The 21,559-nt window shown below is 57.9% G+C and carries 14 protein-coding genes; 4 read left to right on the top strand and 10 right to left on the bottom strand.

The features are described from left to right. Positions 1–382: 382 nt before the first annotated feature. A complete protein-coding gene (locus AAE027_RS23525; RefSeq protein WP_370988715.1) occupies positions 383–1,453 on the bottom strand; it encodes a cytochrome-c peroxidase in 1,071 nt (356 codons plus the stop codon). A 3,989-nt stretch (positions 1,454–5,442) separates the two neighbouring features. Here AAE027_RS23525 and AAE027_RS23520 point away from each other — a divergent pair. Together AAE027_RS23520 and AAE027_RS23515 are read left to right on the top strand one after the other, a co-directional pair. Further along, positions 5,443–5,688, top strand: a complete 246-nt coding sequence (locus AAE027_RS23520) for a hypothetical protein (protein WP_244550995.1) — start codon at positions 5,443–5,445, stop codon at positions 5,686–5,688. Positions 5,689–6,493: 805 nt separating this feature from the next. Then, a complete protein-coding gene (locus tag AAE027_RS23515; protein WP_370988716.1) occupies positions 6,494–8,326 on the top strand; it encodes an NEL-type E3 ubiquitin ligase domain-containing protein in 1,833 nt (610 codons plus the stop codon). A 271-nt stretch (positions 8,327–8,597) separates the two neighbouring features. Here the strand turns inward: AAE027_RS23515 and AAE027_RS23510 are convergent, their stop codons facing one another. Both AAE027_RS23510 and AAE027_RS23505 read right to left on the bottom strand, forming a co-directional pair. Then, complete coding sequence (locus AAE027_RS23510) at positions 8,598–9,317, bottom strand: hypothetical protein (RefSeq protein WP_130212193.1); 720 nt, start codon at positions 9,315–9,317, stop codon at positions 8,598–8,600. A 59-nt stretch (positions 9,318–9,376) separates the two neighbouring features. Next, entirely contained in the window at positions 9,377–10,126 is a 750-nt protein-coding gene (locus tag AAE027_RS23505) for a P-loop NTPase family protein (protein WP_092302639.1), read from the bottom strand. A 241-nt stretch (positions 10,127–10,367) separates the two neighbouring features. Here AAE027_RS23505 and AAE027_RS23500 point away from each other — a divergent pair, with 241 nt between their 5' ends. Beyond that, a complete protein-coding gene (locus AAE027_RS23500) occupies positions 10,368–10,757 on the top strand; it encodes a hypothetical protein (protein WP_370988717.1) in 390 nt (129 codons plus the stop codon). 1,003 nt (positions 10,758–11,760) lie between these two features. Here AAE027_RS23500 and AAE027_RS23495 read toward each other — a convergent pair. The 3 genes from AAE027_RS23495 to AAE027_RS23485 form a co-directional block, all read right to left on the bottom strand. Continuing rightward, positions 11,761–13,134, bottom strand: a complete 1,374-nt coding sequence (locus tag AAE027_RS23495; RefSeq protein ID WP_370988718.1) for a M16 family metallopeptidase — start codon at positions 13,132–13,134, stop codon at positions 11,761–11,763. Positions 13,135–13,193: 59 nt separating this feature from the next. Further along, a complete protein-coding gene (locus tag AAE027_RS23490) occupies positions 13,194–14,642 on the bottom strand; it encodes a M16 family metallopeptidase (RefSeq protein WP_370988719.1) in 1,449 nt (482 codons plus the stop codon). Positions 14,643–14,981: 339 nt separating this feature from the next. Then, complete coding sequence (locus AAE027_RS23485) at positions 14,982–15,692, bottom strand: hypothetical protein (protein WP_370988720.1); 711 nt, start codon at positions 15,690–15,692, stop codon at positions 14,982–14,984. Positions 15,693–16,859: 1,167 nt separating this feature from the next. On the opposite strand from AAE027_RS23485, the gene AAE027_RS23480 reads away from it, so the two are divergent. Further along, the gene (locus AAE027_RS23480) at positions 16,860–17,045 is read left to right on the top strand and encodes a hypothetical protein (protein WP_370988721.1); all 186 of its coding nucleotides are present in this window, start codon (positions 16,860–16,862) and stop codon (positions 17,043–17,045) included. Between the two features lie 792 nt (positions 17,046–17,837). Here the strand turns inward: AAE027_RS23480 and AAE027_RS23475 are convergent. From AAE027_RS23475 to AAE027_RS23460, 4 genes are all read right to left on the bottom strand, one after another. Then, positions 17,838–18,347, bottom strand: coding sequence for a tetratricopeptide repeat protein (locus AAE027_RS23475; protein WP_370988722.1), 510 nt, complete (start codon positions 18,345–18,347; stop codon positions 17,838–17,840). 106 nt (positions 18,348–18,453) lie between these two features. Continuing rightward, positions 18,454–20,571: a type III secretion system export apparatus subunit SctV gene (sctV, locus tag AAE027_RS23470; RefSeq protein WP_370988723.1), complete on the bottom strand. Its 2,118-nt coding sequence runs from the start codon at positions 20,569–20,571 to the stop codon at positions 18,454–18,456. A gap of 8 nt (positions 20,572–20,579) precedes the next feature. Continuing rightward, entirely contained in the window at positions 20,580–21,008 is a 429-nt protein-coding gene (gene sctY, locus AAE027_RS23465) for a type III secretion apparatus assembly chaperone SctY (protein WP_479714245.1), read from the bottom strand. 2 nt (positions 21,009–21,010) lie between these two features. After that, the gene (locus tag AAE027_RS23460; protein WP_370988725.1) at positions 21,011–21,550 is read right to left on the bottom strand and encodes a hypothetical protein; all 540 of its coding nucleotides are present in this window, start codon (positions 21,548–21,550) and stop codon (positions 21,011–21,013) included. Positions 21,551–21,559 lie beyond the last annotated feature (9 nt).

The following is a 21,559-nucleotide window of genomic DNA, read 5'->3' as shown; positions in this document are numbered from 1 at the left end:
CCATCCGATTTGGCGAACCTTCCGATGTGCGCGGAGGAGAAGGTCGGCTGCCGGGCGCTTGAAAAAAGGGCTGATGTGAGATGATATGCTGCGCCCTCGAGCTACGGGAGAGCGTCTTCCTCGCAGCACCGGTTGCGGGCGCATTTCAGGGCGCGCGGGCCTTTCGTTGCAACGCGAGGTGACCCAGGAATGAGCTGCCCAGGATAGATAATTTGACAGGCCCCTAAGGAATTCTTGCGTCAGCGACGAACGGGTTGGGACTCGAGGCTCGCAATTTGGGCCTGCTGAATGCTCCAGCTTGGACCGCGACATCGCCTGATTTCGCTGCGGCAGCGCTATCTTCCTCGCTAATCACAACGTAGCTTGTCGCTATCGTGAAGGCCTATTTGTCTAAGGAGGGCTTTGGGGTTGCAGTGGTGCGCGTGGGCAGTATCGGGTAATCGATCTTTGGCAGCTGCCCGGTGAGCGAATTCAGAAAGGCGACAATCTCGTCAGTTTCTTCATCGCTGAGCTTTGCGCCAAGCTGAACCTCACTCATCACGCCAACCGCTTGCTTAAGATTCCAAACCTGACCAGAATGAAAGTAGGGCGGGCGCAATGCGACGTTGCGCAATGGCGCCGAACGGAAAACATACTCATCGCCGAGATCCTTGGTGACGGCAAAACGACCCTTGTCCTCCCTCGGAAGCAGGCTTTCGGCTGGCCTTTCAATGACGCCGAACGGGAAGTAATCCTGTCCACCGACGTTGATTCCGTTGTGGCAAGAGGAGCATCCCTTTTCGATGAATAGCTTTAGCCCGGCTTTCTGCTGATCGCTGAGAGCATATTCATCGCCCTCGAGGTACTGATCGAAGGGGGCGGCGGGAGTAATCAAGGTCGCCTCGAAAGCCTCGATGGCCTTGGCGAAATTTTCAAACGTAACGGGCGCCGCATCGTTGGGAAAAGCCTTACTGAACATAACGACATAATCGGTCATTGAATTCAATGTTTTGAGCACGTGATCGGGCGTCGCATTCATTTCGACGCTGGCCTGGACGGGGCCTGCGGCCTGCGCCTTAAGATCCGCCGCGCGCCCATCCCAGAACTGCGCCACGTTGAAGACCGCGTTATAGACTGTTGGCGCACGACGTGAACCGAGCTGCCAGCGATGACCAATCGACGTCGGGCCTGCATCTACCCCGCCCGTCCCAAGGTTATGACACGTGTTGCAGCTAATAACCCCGCTCGCCGATAGCCTCGGATCGAAGAACAAGGATTTGCCAAGTGTAACCTTTTCATGGGTGATAGGATTGCCCTTCACCGCTGGAACGATTGAGGGAATCGGCTTGAAAATCCGCTTGGCGGCCCTCATCAAATCCTCATTGGCGCCTGCTGCTGGCGAAACCAGAATGGCTGCGGCCACAACACTTAACCTGCCGGCCAAGGAAAGCTCGCGTACCGCTAATTTGCTCATGTGAAGTCTCGCTTTTGTTCTAGATCGTGGAATCGCGAACATAACGCGCGGTCCGCGTCCGTCCGCAGAAAGACCTGCAGCAGTCAACGACGAATGGTGTCTTCCGTGTTTCCGGCTAGGCTGCAGCCAGGCTGACGCGCTGCCGGTGTTAGTAGCAACGGGCGTGCCAGCGGGGCTCAAGGTCGAAGCTGCTGAGCTGGTTTCAAGCAATTGCGCACCGTGAATAGCAGCAGGCGGCTTGAGGCTGTCGAATCGACGGTACGTGACAGCTGCGACAATCACCATCCAGCCACGGTATCCTGGCCTGTCGGTCCAAATCTCTGTGCTTCTCGGAAATCCATCGTACCGAACTCTTTGACTCTGCAGGTCAGCTGGTTAGGACCGCGAACAAAGCGAGCTGCGCCGACGCAGCTTGTCGCTGATCGTCTCGATGCCCTTTGAGCCTTCAACCCCACACTAGGCTGAGCGTCATCCACCAACATCGGTGACGTTCCTCCCCGGGGGCGGCCGGTCAGGCGTGCAGTTGTCGGGAGTTCGTCCTACTGCCCCCAATGTGGCTATGCCCGGCTCAGAACGTATTCACACATGCCGGACGCTCAAAGTGCTTGAATCGACCGTAGCGTCAGGTTGTAGGCATTGCGAAGCAGAACGCCATATTGGGAGCCAGCATCGCCACACAAGCGCTAAACGGCCGATCTCTCTTGTATCTCGGTCTTCGCAATGAGCGTGTTGCGCATGGCGGGACGATGATTCAGGAGGCCGTAATCATTGCGGCTGCCCTGCAACAGCGCGACCGCGGCTGCCGAGGCGCCCAATCCGGTACACAGATTACGCTCGCGGGGCAAAGAATAATAGTGATGGATATGCGGCTGAAGACAGGTTTGGTGAATCAAGAGCGACGAATGGGCTGGACTTGCAATGCGCATCGCTGTGCAGCCGCCCTCGTCGCGATCGCGATCGCAGCCACGTGGTGCACAGGACACGCTCGCGCGCGAGATCGGCGGGCCGAGCAAGTCTTGATGTCGTGCAGACCAGACGTGATCCGCTTCTGTGACCGCTTTACAGGGCGTAGCGATGTGGACGTGGCCATGTTTTGTCTTAGGGACAATTTCAAGAACTTGCGCGGCGAATGCCGCCGCATGATGCCAACCGCGGCGGAGAGAAACGACGGACCGAGACGGCGTCTCAACAGGCTTCCGGTCGTCCTCCATCGAGAGTGAGGCGTCCGAGTGGTAGTTGCAGAAATCGAGCGACGGTGAGGTTCAGACTGACGGGCGCCGGAGTTTGGCCAGCTTGGTGGCCGAAAGTCGATCGGGCTGAAGCATCAGCCTGCCGAGCCGCAGTTCATCTATCAGGGGGACTGAGCTCTGTGAATCGATTGGCCTCGATCAGCGATCGATAGTGCGCCCACGCGTGTTACGAGGTTGTAATGCGCTCTGAACTTCGATTTCGTACTGCAGCAGTTGCGCTTTATTCAGCGCTGCAGCCATTCGCCGACTTTGAGGCCATCGTGAGATTGCCATCGGCTCGCTGTAACTGGTCGGAAGGACAATCTGCGTAGACTGTGGCGGTTACGGCCGGACATCTGCAGGAATCCGTGCTGCCCATCAATCTATGGCGTTGTGGTCGACAACCAAGCATTTTCCGGCAGGTGGCTAAATCGCCTATAACTGGCAAAGATCGCCGGAATGTTAGCGTTGGAGGTTTGTTCGATCGCGTCTTCCTCAGATTTCTCAGCTGGGGATTAGCTTGGTCTCGACTGCCGGGCTCAAGGTACAGATAGAGCTAGGAAACCTCTTTTGTTAGCCGCCCATCGACTTCCCGAAGGAACCGCTTGATGCCATTGCGGCGTTCTCGATGGGCGCTTCAGGCGAGTCGCTTCGCCCGATCGTGATGCTCTTGGCCGAATACACCTTAGGGCTCAAGGTCAAAGGAAACGCCGTCGACAAGAGCCGTTCAAAGGCAGAAAGCTGTTCAAGCAGACGCTTCTCAACGGCCTTGCGCTCCGCGCCAGGTAGGTCCCTTTTAAGGAATCGACGGCAGCGCCAGATTTCGTTCCGCAGCCATCTGATCTCACTTAATGTATCATCAATTGAAGTCATCACAGATGTAGATCACTTCGTCCCTGGAGTATCAAGCATGGCGATCGTCATCGAGCGGCCATTCCTTGGCTCCGCATTCCTGCCGAATAATTGCATCCGGGGACTTGCGACTTCCGCCCGTTCTTTCGGCGAGCAGTTCGATGTATGCAACTCTTATCAATCAATATCACCCTACACCGCGCGTGTGACGAGAAATCGCGGCAGATCCTCGCGTTTTCACCTGCGATCGTGTGCCTTGCACAATTCCTGCGCTCCACAGGATTGATTGGTGCGCGAAGAAAAACCGAGAACCGGAGAGCAGTCAAATCCATGTCCGACACGCGGACGGCTCAAGCAGGAGCTATTAACGCACAACGCATGTCCCCATGGTCGATGGCAGCGGAATTTGCAAGCGTTTGACGGCTTTGTTGCCTGTTCAGGCTGGGCGCGACCTGACTTGGGACACAGCTCGCGCCTCGGAACGTAGCGATGTCGAGCTCTAGCGGCCCAAGCCGCGTAAAGCGGTGGCGGCTTCATTGCGATCGCCTCCTCTCTGATGCTGGCCAGTCCCGCGGTGCTACCGGGCATTCGCAATCGCTTACCCGATAAATAATTTATGGGCGAGGTGGACCTCATCAACAACATGGGAAAGCCATGGGGGCGATTGTTGAGGAAGGCGAGCCAGCCTGACTGCGATCCCCGGCACGCGGCACCCAATCAAAGAAACGCACGCGCCGGGGTTGGGATCTTGGCAATCCGAGGCAAATGTCGGCTAGACGCACTGTCGAGCCAAATGAGCATTCCACGGACAATCATTGCTATCGACATCCGGCTGTGCACAGTCGGCCTCAGAAGACCGATTTAATAGCTTGAATCTCACGCTGCGACAGGTTGTAGGCTTGCTGATGCGTAAAAGATGTAAAAGATAAAGGCCCGCTTGGCAGGCGTTGATGGCGCATCGCAAAATGGAGATCGAGGGGGCGGCCTGCTGATTGCCAGCTTTTGGACGATGGCCAGGAAAGCCATTTGCACCGTCGGCACGGGGCGCCGGGCCAGCCATTGTCAAGTACACTGACTAGTTGGAGTCGCGAAATGGCATGGATGATGGAATGATACAGGCAGCAGAATATGGCTGACCCCAGCCGTAATCGCGTTCTTAGCGGTCCAGCGAAAGCGCGCTGGGTGAACCGCCCGCGCTCGCAAGCAAGTACTCCAACGGAATAGACGGTTCATATCCGGCCAGAGGCGATGACCGGCAGCACTGATGGCCGCACAGAGCCCTGCGGTGAAAGCTCGGAAGGTCTTATGTCCTTTTCAAACCAGCCTCACGAGGGCGCTAGGCGAAATCGATCGCGCCAGCGACATCGTTGAATTCTCAACAGTGGTGTTCACGCACGACAAGCAAATGCGTCGACCATTCGGTGTTCCAGCAAAAGGCGACGGTTGAGTTTCAATCTAGATTTCTGCCGAGTTTCGAGGAAAGCGTCCGCGCCGGAAGATCGTGGGGCGACGCCACGACTTGCAACGCGTTGAGCCGAAAGGCCGGAGGTCAGGCCGGCCGGGACGTTTGCGAGAGAATAGTTTCTCGTGTATCGCAACTTGACGACGTTCTGATTGGGAAGGTCGGAATTAGGGACGCTTTCCATATTTGCAGCATCATTCGGTCGGCACTCCAAAAGAGCGGAATGCCGCTGTGGAGCTATCAGAATCGTGCAACTCACGGCTAAGCCGTACGCCCTGAGGAGAAGCGGTCCGAGCAGTGAGGTAACCGACCAAATAAATCTCGATTGCAGCGTTCAACGGGCATGAAGCGGCAGTGTCGAAAGATCACTATCCTTCGCAGCGACACTCTCGCGATGTGGTGGCCAAAGATTACAGAACTGAACAAAAAATCAGAAGGACTAGGTCTTGAGCCAGGCGGAGAACGACGTCGTCGAGCACATGCTCTCGTCATTGACGACCAGCTTGTTGCAGAATCGTATCGCGCCCTCTGACGAGCAGGTGATGCATCATTTTGGGTTAGCCTGCGAGAGAGCGGGACTGATCGCGACGGAGGAGATAGCAATACGGATCTTGAGACGTGTTTCACGCGAGATCAACGAGGCACAGTCGATGCTCGAGTTCATTGGTCGCGGCGCGGATCGACTACATTGAGCTCGACATACAGAAACTCTGTGTCGCACCAGTGCAGATGCAGCTGTTCGATCATTCAGTCGAACGCGTAAGGGTCAAGTACCGCCTCATCAGCGCTTGCCCGTCGAGATGTGCGACGGTGAGCCGAGGCGGGAGGTCCGGTCTTCGTGGCCGATGTCAAAATGGCTGGGAACTCGTCATCGGAGAAATTTTAGCGAGCCCGTTTTGTTAACATCGGGTGCGCGCCACGTCTCGTAGCCAAGGCCGAGCGGCGTTAGGCGCGATGGGCTGCAAGCTATTTAGCTCAGCTATTTAGCGTAAGCGTTTGAACGCAGGGGGAAGTGGGACCGCCTCGCCGCAAGCGACAGCAAAGTTGCCAGCCTAAGCGTCCCGCTGCCGGCGTGCCGGCACCCGGCACCAGTCGGCCCAGCTCGAAGTGATTCGTCTGCGGAGCGCTGAGCCTAAGCTTGAGAAATTGATGGGGGCCGTCAGTTTCCTCGCTCCGCGGTCCGTCAGCTTATCGACAGCTGGCTCTCGTATCATGAACGTCGCTGCGCGCTGGCAGGTCCGGCTCAACGGGCGGCGATCTGGCAGGGGACACCAGGATAGACTCCAATATCAACCGATCCACGAGCGAGACTTCGCCTGGGTTCGCTACACCTTCTGAAGTTACTCGGTAGCACTCGCAGCAGCGTATTCGCGCCAGCAGTGCGTGAGACCTCATTGCAGTTAGCCGGTGGAGCGTCATCCATGGCGGGGGTTACCGGTTCTAAGATGCGCCGCCCCGGCGCGTTCGCTTCATTTTGCTACCGAAGAGACGATATCGATGAATGCAGAACAGCTTGGTGCTGGTACTCCTTCCGCAACTTCCGATTCGGAAAGCTCCGAACCGGGCTCTCCGGCCGCATCGCAGTGGGGAGAGGCCTTGACGGACGTGCAGGCGTCCGCCGCCGAGGCGGCTGCCTCGCAGGACGAGGTGTTGGCGGACTGGGCTGCCGAAGACGGGCAGGGGCAACATGAGGATCGGCAACAGGCGGTAAGTCGAACGAGGGCTTGGCGGGGCACGGGTGATCTCAATGAGCCGCTAGATCTGTCGTCTCTGTCCCTGACCGCCTTGTCGGCGTCCATTCTGGCCAGGTTGCGCCGCCTGAATGTCGACGACAATCAGCTCGACAGCCTGCCCGAGACCCTTCCGGCGAGCCTCCGACGGCTCTACGCCAGCAACAATCGGCTGACCAGCCTACCCGAGCTTCCACCTGGCCTGCGGCGGCTCTATGCCATCAGCAATGGGCTGACGCGCCTGCCCGCAGAGCTGCCGCCGGGATTGCGGCGGCTGAATGTCGACAACAATCAGCTGACCAGCCTGCCCGAACCCCTTCCAGCAACGCTTCAGGAGTTGGACGCTAGCGGTAACCGCCTGACCCACCTGCCCGAGCTTCCAGCCGGGCTCCAGCGTCTGAACGTCGACTACAATCAGCTGACGAACCTGCCCGAGCCTCTTCCGGCCGAGCTCGAATGGCTCAGCGCCAGCCACAACCGGCTGACCAGCCTACCTGAGACGGTCCCGCCCGAGCTGCTGTGGCTCGGCGCCAGCAACAACCAGCTGACCAGCGTGCCCGAGACCCTGCTGACGCAGCTAAGCCGTGACTCGAGCGTTGATCTGGAGAATAATCCGCTCGCCGATTGGGTGCAGGCCGACCTCGCAACAGCGATGCATGCCGGAAACTATGCCGGCCCGCAGGTTTTCTTCTCGACCGCGGATGGAGCGGTGGAAGTTCAGCCGCGGTCCCTGCAAGAGGTTGCCGCGGACTGGCTCGAGGGCGAGCCCACGGCAATGGCGACTTGGCAGCACTTCGCCCATGAAGCGGGGGCCGCGGACTATGCACGCTTCCTCGACAGGCTCCGGGGCACCGTGAGCTATGGCAACGAGACGTTCCGCCAGGCCGTCGCCGAAGATTTGCGGCAGGCAGCCGTCAGGCCGCGTTTGCGCAAGCAATATTTCGAGTTGGCTTCGGGAGCGAACGAGAGCTGCGAAGATCGCATTACTTTGGCCTGGAACGGCATGCAGACCGCACGCCTGAACGCTGATGTCGAGGACGGCGTCTATGACGGGCGACTGGGCGAACTGCTCCAACACGGCCGCGTCATGTTTCGCTTGGAAGCGCTGGACGGAATCGCGCGCGAGAGGGTCAACTCGCTTCGTCGTGCCGATCCCGACGCGGACGTCGATGAAATCGAGGTCTACCTTGCCTACCAGACCCAGCTGCGCGACCCGCTCGAGCTGCGGCACATCGCTCCCGACATGCGCTTCATGAACGTCTCTCACGTGACCGAGGACGATGTGGCCAGCGCCGAGGCATCGGTGCGGAATCAGGAAGCGGCGGAATTTCCGGACTATCTGGCAACGCGCTGGCAACCGTGGGAAAGCGTGATGAGGCGCATCGCGCCCGAAGATTATGCTGCCATGCAGGAGCGGCTCGTCGACGCGATGGGCGAAGAGTTTCAAACCCGTCTGAATCGCCGACTGGCCGAGGAAGGTTTGACAGGCGATGCCGATGCCGAGCGGGTGCTCGGAGCCCAGATCCGAAACGAGATCGCCCGCGAGATCAAAAGCGCGGTCATGCACCAGGTGCTCGGGAAACTCGGCCTTGATCTATGAGCCTCCTGTGATGGAAGGGCCCGTCGATCCGCCTAGCCGCCAAGGTGAAGACAGTCCTCGATCATTTCGAGGACGAGCGTGTCTACATGAGCCATTCGGCGAATGAGCTGCCGTCAATTGCCGGTCGCGTGGTCCGTGCGGACGATCACGGTAAAGATGCGCAATCCACCTGAAGATTCGTATACCGCAATTCATGCGTTCGCGTCCCGTTGAGAGCGCCATTGAAGACTACTCATAAGCCGGACGAATAGATGGCGAGCAGATCGGAATCTCAAGTAGCCCTTGTGCAACGTAGGCTGTCGATATCCGTCCCCCGAGATCGATAGGACTTTCGCAGCATCACACTCGAATCCAGATCGCGAAACATGCTGTAATTCCGTCGGATCCATTGATGCAGCTCGGTGGACCAGTCCTTCTCGTTGCGCAGATATCCGGTGAAGGAAAAGCTAATTCGGTCTATATATCTCTTGAGGAACAGCGGAAGCGCGGGAATCCGAAGCACCCGCTCGCCATCCATCGCTTCAGGTAATCCGCCGCGCAGCACGAATTCATTGTGGACGGTGACCAGCGACCCCGGCGGAATTCGCCGCCGCAGCATTTCGTAACCACGAAAGGAGATGCGGTCAGCGCCCGCAACGAAGAGGATGATAGGGGCGACATAGCAGCGCGCCGTCTCCTTCATGAAGCCGATCTCCTCGCACATCTTGAAGAATTCGTCGAAGGCGTGAAAGCCGAGATCGATTACCTTGGGTACCCGATCGTGGATGACAAGAGGGTCCATCAGCTGCATCTTGCCGTAAGTATCGATCACATCCGCGGTCTCCGTGATGTTGGGGAGGTAGTCGAGCAATGATGGCTCTTTCAAGTTGACATCAAATGACAGAACTGTGCCGTTTTTCAGCAGCAAGAACTCGCTCATGGCCCGAGCGATGAGAGTTTTACCGACCTGCGGGCTAGGAGAGCAGATGATGTAGATGGGGGTCGCTAACATAGCCAGCAGATCAATTTCGTTTCGTACGTGGGCCCGACCTGAGCTCGCCGAATATGCGACTACTTCTCGCCGGCCCGGGTGGCGGACTTGGCGCCGGCCAGTTCCGTCAAGTTGATGCGATCAAATTCGCTCCAGACATTTGCCAGCCAGTGCCGGACATAGCCGCGCAGCACGAAGGAGTTGTTCGCGGGCTCATCGTTGCGACCCTTGTTTGCGACGAAGTCTATGAATGGGACGGATGCGACTTCCACCTGCTCATAGGCCATCTCGTTAAGCTTCGGTATGACCAACTCAGTCGCATGTTTGATGCGGTGAAAATAGGAATTGTATGTCGCTTGATCCCACTGGAAGAATTGAGTGTCGTTGATGAAGTTCTTGACCAGGTAGTACTTTGCGCCGCTCATGAAGGTCGCGGTTTCCGCGATCTCGTCTAGCGAAGCGATGGATGATCCCAGGATATGGAACACGGCAAACGTAATCTGGCCAGACCGCGCCGAGTCCAGAAATCCGATGTCGCGCAAGGAAGCCAGCGCAGAGGACAGTAAGCCTGCTCGAGCATCGATGACAGTGACGGACAGCCCTGAGTTCAGGGTATCGAAGATCTTCATCTGATCCGCCGTCGTCGTCATGTCAACGATCTCGGTGATCTCGGGATAAAAGCGCTTCAGCGTTCCCCTCGGCGACTCCGTGTCGAATGCGCGTGTTTGCACATTGTTGACGCTGAAGTAGTCCAGTAGCGTTCGTGATACGGTCGTCTTGCCGACTCCTCCCTTGTCCGCACCGACCACAATTACAACTGGCTTCACCATGGAAATCTCCTGAGACACTCGCTATTGCCGCGCGCAAAGTGCGCAACCGGCGCGTCTCTGCTTTGGGTGCGAACATGGCAGAAAGAAGGGGCAATGAATCTTCGATGCGAGAGCTCTGCAACCGATGAATGTTTTCAACATCAAGCGAGTGACGTCCTTGGATCGCAACGACGATGCAGGCCGAGAATGGGGAGTAAATCACTCGTACTGGTGATCTACGTGAGGTTTGTGGGCGGCTGGAATGCGCGCCGCCAAGAACCAACGGTCTGCCTGTGGTGATCGGCGATTGCCAGAGGTCATCTATTGCTGCCGCTATCTAGATTGGCATGAAGCGAGCGAATCTTACGTAGCGTCAGATTGCGAGCTCGGTGGAAGCGCAATCGAGGCGGTGCTACGCGGTCCGACTATGGTTTGGCAGATCATCAAAGGTCTGCCGGATCAGATCGTCGTCTTTTCGGCAGACAGCGAAGTGGCTGCTCAATTACTGAGACATGACCCTGAACGACCGAACTCTCACTCTGCCGAAGAATATCGAGATATGCGAGCGCTGATGCTGACGCAAATAGCAAGCATACATCTGTTCGCGCCGAGGCGAGACTATCGTGTCATGGAGAACAAGATCGAAGGGTGAGCGAGGCGCGCCGGCCGACGGCGGTGGCGAAGCGATATCGAGGACGCTCCGTCAAAAGAAGTCGGCGTCGAGCGATCGGGACGATCTTTGTCTTGGGCACAGAGTTCGCCGATGAGGCGACGTGGTGCAGGTCGAGAAGAATCTGCAGGGAATGAACGATGGTCTGGCGCCTGTGCGCTCTCGCTGGGCCGCTTCCTTGGGTGCGGCAGACGGTGTACATTACCGTTTTAAAGCGCCCACTCTGACCACTCTTTCGATTTGAGGCAAGCCCGCCTGAAATGGGGTGCGAGGTGCGCGTCCAGTTCTCGTTTCTTCTGGTCGGTCGCGCTTTAGATAATTGGTCTGCATACTCGGCCTCGGCGTAAAGCTACATCATGCTCACCTTCATATCCTTCATGGGACAACTACCGAAGCTTGTTAGGCATCCCCTAGAGCTGCGCTCTAGGGGGCATCGATCCCGCTGGCGCCACGGTACGAACGCCAGCCGACCAGGGTAAAGCAACTCGAGCACAACTGAATGCGACTAAGGCGGATACTTACTGCAACAATCGAGGCAGGCGTGGAGAACAGGAAGTGTCGACCTCATTGCTGCCGCCGAAGGCCGCCGAAAGTAGCGATCCCCTTCCGCCGCGAAGAGCTCCGATCCGGCGATTGCTGGTCAGGCCGGAAATGAAAAGAATTAAGAACAAGCCATTTGGTAAGCGGTTATTTCCACGTCTGTGCCATTCCCCCAATGGCACGACCACAGTGGAAGCTCTGCCTCAGCGTATCGCCCTCTGAGGCCGTTTTTCTTGGTGATAGCTCTATTTTTGCAATTCGCTACCTGAAGACTTCAAGCCGGACTACCGCCTTGTTTGGCAAAGCGATTGAGCAAAAGCGGCACTCGAGCGGCCGCGTGGTAACTGCCCGATGATCGAATATCTCCGCGAGCTAAAGGCGGGTGGCTAGACGCACTCTGCGCGCAACAGGGAGGCGCTTGCTAAGCGCCTGGGCTGCTAGAAAGTCAATTCGGTGGCGCCGTCGGGGCGGCGCCTAGCTGCTCGGCGCCTGGCGGGGGTGTGGTCCCCGATGGCATGGTGGTCGGCTGCGCTGCGTCCTTTGGGGAGCGGCCGATGATAATTGTGAGCAGACCCGCGCCCCACAGCCGCTGCGCTGCTCTCTTGGCGTCCTCCAACGTCACCCCATCGACCACGGCGTTGTGCTTTTCGAAATAGTCGATGGGCAGCTTGTCAAGCTGATGCTGCAACAGCGTTCGCGCAAGCTTTGATGATGTGTTGAGAGCCAGTACTTGCGAGCCCTTCAGGTAGGACTTTGCATCATCGAGTTCCTGCTGAGTCGGTCCTTCCTCGGCGATGTGGCGGACCTGCTTCTCGATTTCTTCGACCGTTTCGCCGGCACGATCGACGTAGGTGCCGCTATTGCCGAGAAACATGGCTGAATGATCCAACCAGACCAGGTTCTCACGGACCGAATAGGCCAGTCCGCGCTTCTCGCGGATTTCGCGGAACAGGCGCGACGTCAGGCCGGCACCGCCGAGGATGTGGTTGACGACATAGGCGGCCATGAAATCGGGCTCGCTGCGACGGACGGCTGGACCGCCAAAAGTCACAACTGTCTGCGGCACGTCGAGCGGAATAAAGACCCGCTGCGGCGGCTTTGCTGCGACGACTTCGGGAACGGGCGTCACTTCCGCTTTGGTCGGCAGGCTGCCAAAGGACTTGTCGATCAGTTTGCAGAGGACCCCTGGATCGACGTCGCCGACCACCGCGATCTTGAGCGTGTCTTTTGCGATCACGCGTCGGACATAGCCCTTGAGATCCGCTACCTCGATCTTCGGCACGCTTTCCAGCGAACCTCCGGCTGGGCGAGCATAAGGATGATCGCTAAAGGCGACTTCGAGGAACTTGCGATGGGCCAGAGACGAAGGATCGGTCGAGTTGTGCCGAAGGCGCGCAAGCACAGTGGCACGGATCCGTTCGACATCGGCCGCGTCGAAACGCGGCGAGGTTAGCGCCATCCGTAAAAGTCCGAAGGCCTCGTCCGCGTTGTCCTCGAGCGTGCGCAAGGCACCGCGGAAGTGATCATGGGTCGAGCGAAAACCCAGCTCGATGGCGCGACGGTCGAGCCGCTCATGAAAGGTCTTGAAGTCTAGGTCGCCGGAACCTTCCTTGAGCAGGCCAGCAACCATGTGGCCTACGCCAGGTTTTTGAGGGGGGTCCTGAGTCGCGCCGCCGGTGAAGGCAAATTCCATCGCGATCAACGGGACAGTGGAATCCTGCACGAACCAGGCTTCTATGCCGCAAGACGAAACCAGGCGCTTGATCCCGGTCCGCGCAAGCGTCCTCGTGGCCGCAAGCGAATTTGGCGAAGCGAGCATCGCGATTGGGAGCGAGGCTCCCCCGAGGAGGATCCCACGTCGTGTGCAAGGATAGATCACTAGAGCGTCTCCCCGTAGTTTGGCGTAGACTCTTTGATGAGATAGCCGGTCACCGATCGTTTTTTGTCGAGCCATTTCCGCACGGCCTCGTGCACCTGCTGTGCACTGACCGAGCGGATGCCGTCCGGCCAGCCGCGAATATCGTCGATGCATAGTCCCGTTGTCAGGCCGCGGCCATACCAGCGCGCGAGCATTTCCTGATTGTCCTGGGCGTAGGTTATCTGCGCGATCAGCCGCGTCTTGACCCGATCGAGATCTTCGGTGCTCGCGGGATTACGCGTAACGTCGGCGATTACCTCGTCGATGGAGCGCTCGATCTGGCTGAGTTTGACGCCAGGTTTTGGTATGGCAGAGATCGCGAATTGCGAGGGATCGAGCGCGGCAGAGTGGTAGCTCGCTCTGGCAGTGACCGCGAGCTGCTTTTCGACCACCAGCGAGCGATAGAGATATGAGTTGACGCCGCCGCCCATCAACTGCTGTAGCACGTCAAGCACTGGACCCTCGCCGGCGGCTGCGGTGCGAGCCGACGGTACGAGATAATAGCGGTGCAGGGCTGGCTGCTCGACGCGGGAATCGGCCAACGTCACTGTGCGCGGCGCCGCCGGCGTCGGCTCCTGCGGCCGCAGGCGTTCCAGGGGAATCGATGGTTGCGTGGGGATCGCGCCAAACGTCTCCTTCACCATCGAGCGGACTTCCTTGGGGGCGACGTCTCCAGCGACAATCAGGATCGCGTTGTTCGGTGCATAGAAGCGCTTGTAGAAGATAAGCGCGTCCTCTCGGGTAAGCTTTTCGATTTCCTGGCGCCACCCGATAATGGGGCGACCGTAGGGGTGGTTGAGGTAAAGCGCCGCCATCATCTGCTCAGCGAGCCGTTCACCTGGACGGTTAGCGACGCTCTTATTGAATTCCTCCAGCACGACGTCGCGCTCGGACAGCACGCTCTCATCTTTGAGAATGAGACCGGTCATGCGGTCGGATTCAAATTCCATCATCTTGCCGAGGTGCTCGCGCGGCACGTTCTGGAAGTAGCTGGTGTAGTCGAATCCGGTGAAGGCGTTCTGATTGCCGCCGGCGCGGAGCACGGCCTTGGAGAATTCATTCGCCGGATGTTTGGAGGTGCCCTTGAACATCAGGTGTTCGAGGAAATGCGCAAGCCCCGATTTGCCAGGCGGCTCGTCGGCGGAACCGACCTTATACCAGATCATCTGAGTCACAACGGGTGTGCGATGATCCGGGATCACGACCACCTCCAAACCGTTCTGAAGCGTGAAGCTAGCTGGTCGATCTGATCTGATCGTGTCGGGAAAGACGCTACCCTCTTCAGGAAGGTATAAGTCAGTGCTATCATCCGTTCTGTGCTTGACCGCCGGCGCGGTGGGCGTCGTCGAGTCGGAGGCATTAGCGGCGGTACCTCCCGCCTTGGCGGTGACCGAAATCCGGTTCTTCATGGCATCGCCTTTCGTTCCATACTGATCCACGTTTGTGGCGGACAAATCCGACAAAGCGGGGAGCCGCACGTGGTCGCCAAACAGCAAAGCAAAGGCCGGACCAATTGCCGAATGGCGTACTCACGGCCGCGCACACGCCAACTGGACACAAAACAGAACCGGCGCGTACTATTCTGGCCAGAGGTGAACCGTCGACATGTCGTGAACACGACATTGCGCACAACGCGTCAGGACAACTTGGCGTCAACTGATAGAATGGAAAACTTGCAGGAAAGTTGGATTGAGCGGCGATATGACGGCGGTGCAACTTTCGGCAGGCTCGCTGTTACACATCTCGCTCTACACGATGAGTGGCTTGGCAATATTCCTCATGGTCGCGAGGCGGGAATCGGCGAGCAGCTCCTTGGAGTACACTGCGCCGAAGTAGTCGAGGACGAAGGTGCCTGAATAACGTAGATTATCGGCCGCACGGATTAGGTTATCGAGAATTGTGGCGGCTTGGTCGATGCGGTCGCGATAGCGTGCGCGGATAACGTTGACGGCGTTCATCGAGTGGACCGCCTCGTCGGCAATAACCTCCCGCAGCCAATGATGGAACGTGTCGTTCCCAAGGGCGTCATAAAATGGCTTTTCTGCTGCATAGGCGCGGCAAGTGCACATCTCATCAAACGCGATTATAACCATTAGGGAGAATTCGTCCTTCAGGTGTTCAACGATCGGACCAAAATCATGCGTTCGCGCCTCCAATCTCGCCCGAAGATCCTTTTCCGATCCGTCAGCCACAAGTTCAATGATTCGGATGAATCCGTCGGTGTGGCGCTCTTCGTCAATCGCCCAAGCGTTGAAGAACGCCGCGGCTTCATCGGAAGCAATAAGATGTCGCGCCACTAATTCTTGTTTCAGATAACGGGCGTCATATTCCGTGTACAGATCAGGCCACAATTTGTCCCAACGTGCACGGACAGCCGACGGCTCGGCGGCGAACATCGCTGGCGTAAGAGCATCGAATAATTCTTTTGGACTCCAGTTCCGTCGAAACGGCGTGATCATCCGAGTGCCCCTAATCGCGTACGGTGCAAGCGCTCCGGCGCAACATTGTTGTCATCTGTTGTCAGCCGTACGGTCGCACAGCATATGCTACAAACAAACAAAGGATGCCGTCGTCTCCTTGTTTTGGTAGGCTGATGCCCAAAGGCCTTTCGGCTGGCTGACGCCTCCCCTTGAATGGCGCAGTAGCCTTTCATGATACACACGACCGCAGAACCAGGGACACTCGTCATTCCTAGTCGCCCGTCCAACACGGCCTCACCTGACTCCGGCGGGGCCGCCATGCTGAAAGGCACCATAGTTTCAGCAGATCCACGACACCGCCTGTTGAGGGGTAGGACTGCGGCACGTTTTGAAGCACAGTTAGCGTCACACGTGGCATCGGATGGGAGGCCCGGGCCCCAATCGGATGTGCACCAAGGGGTGGTTAGTCTGCGAGATCCCGGCCGTTAGCCTCGTTCCCATAGCCTTTTACTTTTCGGCACTTGCGGCGATACTATTTGAGATGAGCATCGATGAGTATCTCTGGCCTTCTTCGATTCCGCTTAATTCTCGGCGAATCCCTGTGCACTCCCGCCGCGCAAGCGCATCGCTACCGAGCCACGGAAGGTTATGCGATTACCTACACGACCTCGTAGATCGCCTAGGGTTGCGAGATTAAGAGGATTTGTCACTAAGCAGCGCTTCGGTTGTCGACCGGCGAGGTAACAACTGCTCAGTCTCGCTAGTTTCGATGAGACGGAGGAAGTCACAGTTGTGTGCCGTTTGCTGTTTATGGAGGCAAGGGGATGCCGACAAAGCACCGGCCCTCTCCGTCCTTCAAATCACCAATAAACGGATTGCTCATTACTCTTGAGGATTCGAAAGACAGGCCAGATCGCAGTCATCTGATTGAGATTGCAAGCCGAGACGTGCCTCGTTCCCGTTAGCTATTTCTACATTCCGCTATCCAACCAATAAACTGAGACAACGGGTGCAGAAGCGCCCGGATGGAGCACTGCCGAGCCGGCTTTTATGTGGATGTGCTCCTTGTGGAAGACGTTCATTATCGGCCCTCTCATGCCGGCAAGATTCTGCCAACCATTCACGCCTTCCACTCCGATCGCTAACGGATCGAAAACGGTTTTCGAGCAAGTTCTTGCCCGGGATAGCAGGGGAGGAGATCCACACATGACCGGACTGGCCGTTATGGAAAACGTGCGCCGCTATCGCGCGATAGCTTCGTTGTGCCGTCAGTCCGCCGCATTTCGGCCAATCCAACGGGACTCATTACTAGCGCAAGCTGCAGAGTGGGAGGAACGCGCGATCGCGGAGCTCGAGAGATACTTTAGTTCCTCGGCCGCATGTTTTCGTTGACGGCAGCGGGCGCTTCGCAGATCTACGATCGAACAATAAGAAAGGTTCACGAGGGAGAACGGTGGCCAGGTGATCCGGTTGCGCAAGCCAGCCCTGGTGAAATCATGCCGGCGTTGGCGCTACTGTCTTCAGCTGCGGCAAAGATATAAGCTGCCTGCTCGCGCATTTGGCATCTTTGTTCTTGTTCCACTTGTTGCCCCGCTTGGCGAGATCAAGCGCGATCATCGAGTCACTTACCTCAGCAAAACCCAACGCTGCTGCGCGAGCTTTCGCTGGGCGATTGAATGTGTAGAGAGGACGAGCGGTTCGTCGCCATCGAGCCGGAGCTGTCGTTTCAGGAGGATATCGCCTGGGTTGTTGGCCAGCGGATGAGTGACCCTGAGATCTATCGTCGAGGTGCTGTCATCTCGTCCAGGAAACTTATCGCGCTCGACGGAACACTTTGAGATATCGACCGCTGGCGGCTCGGAAACAAGCGAGTACGGCAGGGTTGCCATCCAAGATCGACCGGAGGAAGAATTCGATGGCGCCGAATTCTTAGTAGAGACTATGTCCTGGAAACGTTTGACTATCGGTTCAGTACGACCCATTGTTCGTGGGTCGGTCGCGGATACACTTGGCGTGTGGTTGGTCTACTGATCTGTTTATACATGCCGATTTCATTGTACGAACTGTCGCTTCGCCGGGAATTTAACTCTTGAGCCTCCACGGCGGCTGATAATCGGCTAGCTGTCGGTAAGCTGACAGAGAGGCACCGAGCAACTGCGATCCGCTCTTGTTCGTTGGCTACGTCTAACGGTACGGTGCGTGCCGGCCATCCGCTTGCAGTTGTGGGCCCGGATTGCCGTTCTGCGTCGTCCCTTCAAGGGCGAGCGACAGCTTGAGATTGTTGCTCAACATCGGATTTGCTGGGTCAATTGCGAGCGCTTGGCGGTATAGCGTTTGCGCCTCGTGATGGCGGCCCTCGTGATCGAGCACAACACCTTTGGCATTCAGTGCGCGCAGGTCGCCGGGTGCTGCAAGCAAGATGTTGTCGAGCACCTCAAGCGCCTCATCAGGGCTTTCACGCATCAGCAGGCCCCGCGCAAGAGGAATCGCTGCATCGACATTATCCGGTCGTTGCTTCAGCGCATCGCGCAAAGCCTTCTCGTCAGCATCCTGACCGAGGGCGTGAGAGATGCGCTCGCGCATAGCTGGATCGACCTCCTTGGCCCCAACCAGCTCTGCCGTGGACGCCGGCTGCTGTGAAAGACCCGACTTGTGCGAGTTAGCGCAACCCGCGAGCAGCACGATGACAAGCATGGGGAGAAAGGCCGAGCACGAATGGCGACGAAAGTTACGCCAGCGCCGCAGAACATTAATCTTACATGAATTCATAAGCGACCTCACGACCACACACCTGTGCTCGTCAGCCAGCCGCAGGGAGGAGGTCACGATGCCCGCCTGTAGGAGTCTTGTCCTTGCCAGGCGCAAGTTTGACGGAGCCAATCGGCTGGACGGTGAAATCCGAGGCGAGATCCTGATACGAGAGAACAGGTAGGTCTATTCCATTGCGGGTGAGAAAGCCGCGGACGAAGCGCCGGATATCCATCGAGCCCAGGATAACTGGCTGGTTCTGACTGCGCGCGATGCTCGAATGGATCTGGCGAAATTGTGAAAGTAGCATCTCGCTTTGCCGATCCTCCAAAACGAGGTAGGGACCGACAGCGGTCTCGCGCACCGCACCTCGCACGATATCCTCGGTCTCACGCTCGACGATAAAGGCCGCCACAACACGATGGGCGTTGGCATAGCGGTGACAGATCTGCCGCTTCAGAACGGAGCGCACATATTCGGTGAGCAGTACGGCATTTTGCTCCCGTTCGCTCCATTCTGCAAGCGCCTCCAGAACCAAACGGGTGTTCCGGATCGGGATGCCCTCGTCCAGCAAGCGACGTAGGACATCCGCGATGCGAGGGATCGGTGTCGTGCGCAGCACCTCCTTCACCAGATCGGCATATTCCTGCTCCATCCGGCTAAGCAACTGACGCGTTTCCTGAATGCCCACCAGGCGCTGTGCATAGCGTGTCAACGTCGACTGGACGCGCAAGGCGATGATTTCGCTCGGACGGTGGTGCCCTATTCCGGCAGCTTTGAGAGCAGGCGCATGGCCTTGTTCGATCCAGATCCGATTCGTGTCTGGGTCCCGCCAAAAGGGGATCCCGCTCAATTCAATGTTCGCCACGTCGTCGTTAAGTAAGAGTTGTGTCGGGTCAATGGCGCCCTCTTCCACCGGCACTCCTTCGACATCCACCCGGAATTGCGATTGGGCCAGGTGCTGTGCGCTTTGGGCGGGAATGCGTGGAATTGTGATGCCAAGATCAGCTGAAACCAGTGCCGAAACCCGTGCGACGCACTGCTCGAGTTCCCCTACGTCGATTGCCTGCATCAGGCTCGGCGCCAGCAACAGCGTAATCGGGAGTGCCTCCGCGGGCACGGTTTGCTTCTGACCTTGTGCGGAAGCGGGAGCCGAACCGGTGGGACCGGCGCTGCTCTTGGGAGCGGTCTTGCCCTCTTGCACGCCAACCTTGAGAAAGCTGGCGGCGGAGAACAGCGCGGCCAGTATGACAAAGGGGGGCAAAGGGAAGCCAGGAACGAATCCCATCACAAGCAAGACACAGGAGGCCAAGCGTAGCGCTTGTGTGCTGGCCGTAAGTTGGTTGACGATATCGGCGCCGAGATTGAGTCTGGAAGGACCGTTGACACGAGTGACAATGGTTGCGGCTGTAATTGACAGCAGCAGGGCCGGAATTTGCGAAATGAGCGCATCACCGATCGTCAGGATGGTGTATTGATGCATCGCCTCCTCGAGGGACATGCCCTTGGAGAGCGATCCGATCGTGATGCCACCCAGCATGTTGATGCAGATGACTATTAGTCCGGCTATGGCATCGCCCTTCACGAATTTCATGGCGCCGTCCATCGCGCCGTGCAGTTGGCTTTCTCGCTCCAGCGCGCCGCGCCGGCTGCGGGCTTCGTGCTGATCGATATGGCCGTTGCGCAGCTCCGCGTCGATAGCCATCTGCTTGCCCGGCAGCGCATCGAGCGTGAAGCGCGCCGATACCTCCGCCACCCGTTCGGCGCCCTTGGCGAGAACCATGAACTGCACCATGGTCACGATCAGGAATATGACAATGCCGACGGCGATGTTGCCGGATATGACGAAATCGCCGAACGTATGGATGATGCTGCCGGCATCGCCCTCGGCTAGGATCAGTCGCGTCGTTGCAACGGTAAGAGCGAGACGAAAGACGGTGGAGATCAGGATGACGCCCGGCAGGGACGAAAAGTCGAGCGGCGTGTTGAGATACAGGGCTACCATCAACAGCAATATGGCAAACCCCAGATTGAAGCCGATCAGCATGTCGATCACGACGATCGGGATCGGCATGATCATCATTCCGATCGCCAGAAGAAGCATCAACGCGACCATCAAATCCGGGTGAGCCGGCGCGCGCGTGATGAGATTTCGTAGAAGGTTGGCCATGAGAAGCCTTATTGTTGTTTGATTGCAGCTGTGCTGCCCCGCAACAAAACATAGCGTTTGAAGACGGCTTGCGCTTCGGTGATGCGGCCAGCGTGACGCAGGGCGTGGCTGCGCATCAGCATCAAGGGCGGACACGAAGACGGCTCGTCATCCAGTTTGTCCAGCCTGTCCAATACCGACAGTGCTTCGTCACCGCGACGCTCCGAGATGAGAGCGTAGGCCAGGATGCGGAGCAGGCCGATGTCTTGAGACTGTTCGTGAGCGACCAGCCGCAACAGTGCCAGGCTCTTGGCGCTCTGTCCGCACGCAAGGTAGACATAAGAAAGCACGCAGAGCAAATCTCGCTCCGGCCCGGAGATCAGGTCGACAGCGCCGGCTTCGGAAACGATTGGCGGCTGTGTAGATGTGAAGTGTTGCACTTTGTCTGGCCCGACCATCGCTAGCCTTTGATCAAGCCGTTGTGACTCTGCCGGAGCAGGATTAAACGTTGCAGTTCCAGTTGCAGAAGGGCGGCTCCTTCACGTGGCACCAAATCCTCTGGCGCGGCTGATAGCGTATCAGCCAAACGCTCCAGAAGAAGGCCGTGTTGCTCAGGACGCAGAACATGCGAATGACGTAAGCGCGGCGTCACGAAGGAGAGCAGACTGTGCGCGAGATTTGGCTCATTAAGCCAAGCGAGATCCGAGCCTGGCTCGATCTGACCTGGCGGGGCGCGCGCCTCGTCGAAATTGATGCGCGAAACTGCATCGATCGAACTGAGCTCGAGCGCGCTCTCGATCGTGGCGTCCACCAACCGATCCAGCACGTCACTATGACGAGAAATCGAGGTGTGGCTCTTGTCATCATTGCCGCGCGTCCGGTCAATCCCGATGGACTTGGTTCGAGAATTGACCGGCGTAATGGCAGATGCATGATGATCAACGTTTGGCTCCTGAAAAGAGGTGCCGGGCTCGACGGGATTCGGGGGCAGCCTAGTCATGGCACTTTG

Source organism: Bradyrhizobium sp. DN3, assembly GCF_041357655.1.
Lineage (GTDB): Bacteria > Pseudomonadota > Alphaproteobacteria > Rhizobiales > Xanthobacteraceae > Bradyrhizobium.
The sequence above is the reverse complement of the archived record's forward strand: the minus strand, read 5'-3'. Positions and strand labels throughout refer to the sequence as shown.

Excerpts from the sequence above, each read along its gene's own strand:
- AAE027_RS23525 (WP_370988715.1), bottom strand. The coding sequence starts at position 1,453 with ATGAGCAAATTAGCGGTACGCGAGCTTTCCTTGGCCGGCAGGTTAAGT.
- AAE027_RS23515 (WP_370988716.1), top strand. The coding sequence starts at position 6,494 with ATGAATGCAGAACAGCTTGGTGCTGGTACTCCTTCCGCAACTTCCGAT.
- AAE027_RS23510 (WP_130212193.1), bottom strand. The coding sequence starts at position 9,317 with ATGTTAGCGACCCCCATCTACATCATCTGCTCTCCTAGCCCGCAGGTC.
- AAE027_RS23505 (WP_092302639.1), bottom strand. The coding sequence starts at position 10,126 with ATGGTGAAGCCAGTTGTAATTGTGGTCGGTGCGGACAAGGGAGGAGTC.
- AAE027_RS23500 (WP_370988717.1), top strand. The coding sequence starts at position 10,368 with ATGCGCGCCGCCAAGAACCAACGGTCTGCCTGTGGTGATCGGCGATTG.
- AAE027_RS23495 (WP_370988718.1), bottom strand. The coding sequence starts at position 13,134 with ATGCTCGCTTCGCCAAATTCGCTTGCGGCCACGAGGACGCTTGCGCGG.
- AAE027_RS23490 (WP_370988719.1), bottom strand. The coding sequence starts at position 14,642 with ATGAAGAACCGGATTTCGGTCACCGCCAAGGCGGGAGGTACCGCCGCT.
- AAE027_RS23485 (WP_370988720.1), bottom strand. The coding sequence starts at position 15,692 with ATGATCACGCCGTTTCGACGGAACTGGAGTCCAAAAGAATTATTCGAT.
- AAE027_RS23480 (WP_370988721.1), top strand. The coding sequence starts at position 16,860 with ATGACCGGACTGGCCGTTATGGAAAACGTGCGCCGCTATCGCGCGATA.
- AAE027_RS23475 (WP_370988722.1), bottom strand. The coding sequence starts at position 18,347 with ATGCTTGTCATCGTGCTGCTCGCGGGTTGCGCTAACTCGCACAAGTCG.
- sctV (WP_370988723.1), bottom strand. The coding sequence starts at position 20,571 with ATGGCCAACCTTCTACGAAATCTCATCACGCGCGCGCCGGCTCACCCG.
- sctY (WP_479714245.1), bottom strand. The coding sequence starts at position 21,008 with ATGGTCGGGCCAGACAAAGTGCAACACTTCACATCTACACAGCCGCCA.
- AAE027_RS23460 (WP_370988725.1), bottom strand. The coding sequence starts at position 21,550 with ATGACTAGGCTGCCCCCGAATCCCGTCGAGCCCGGCACCTCTTTTCAG.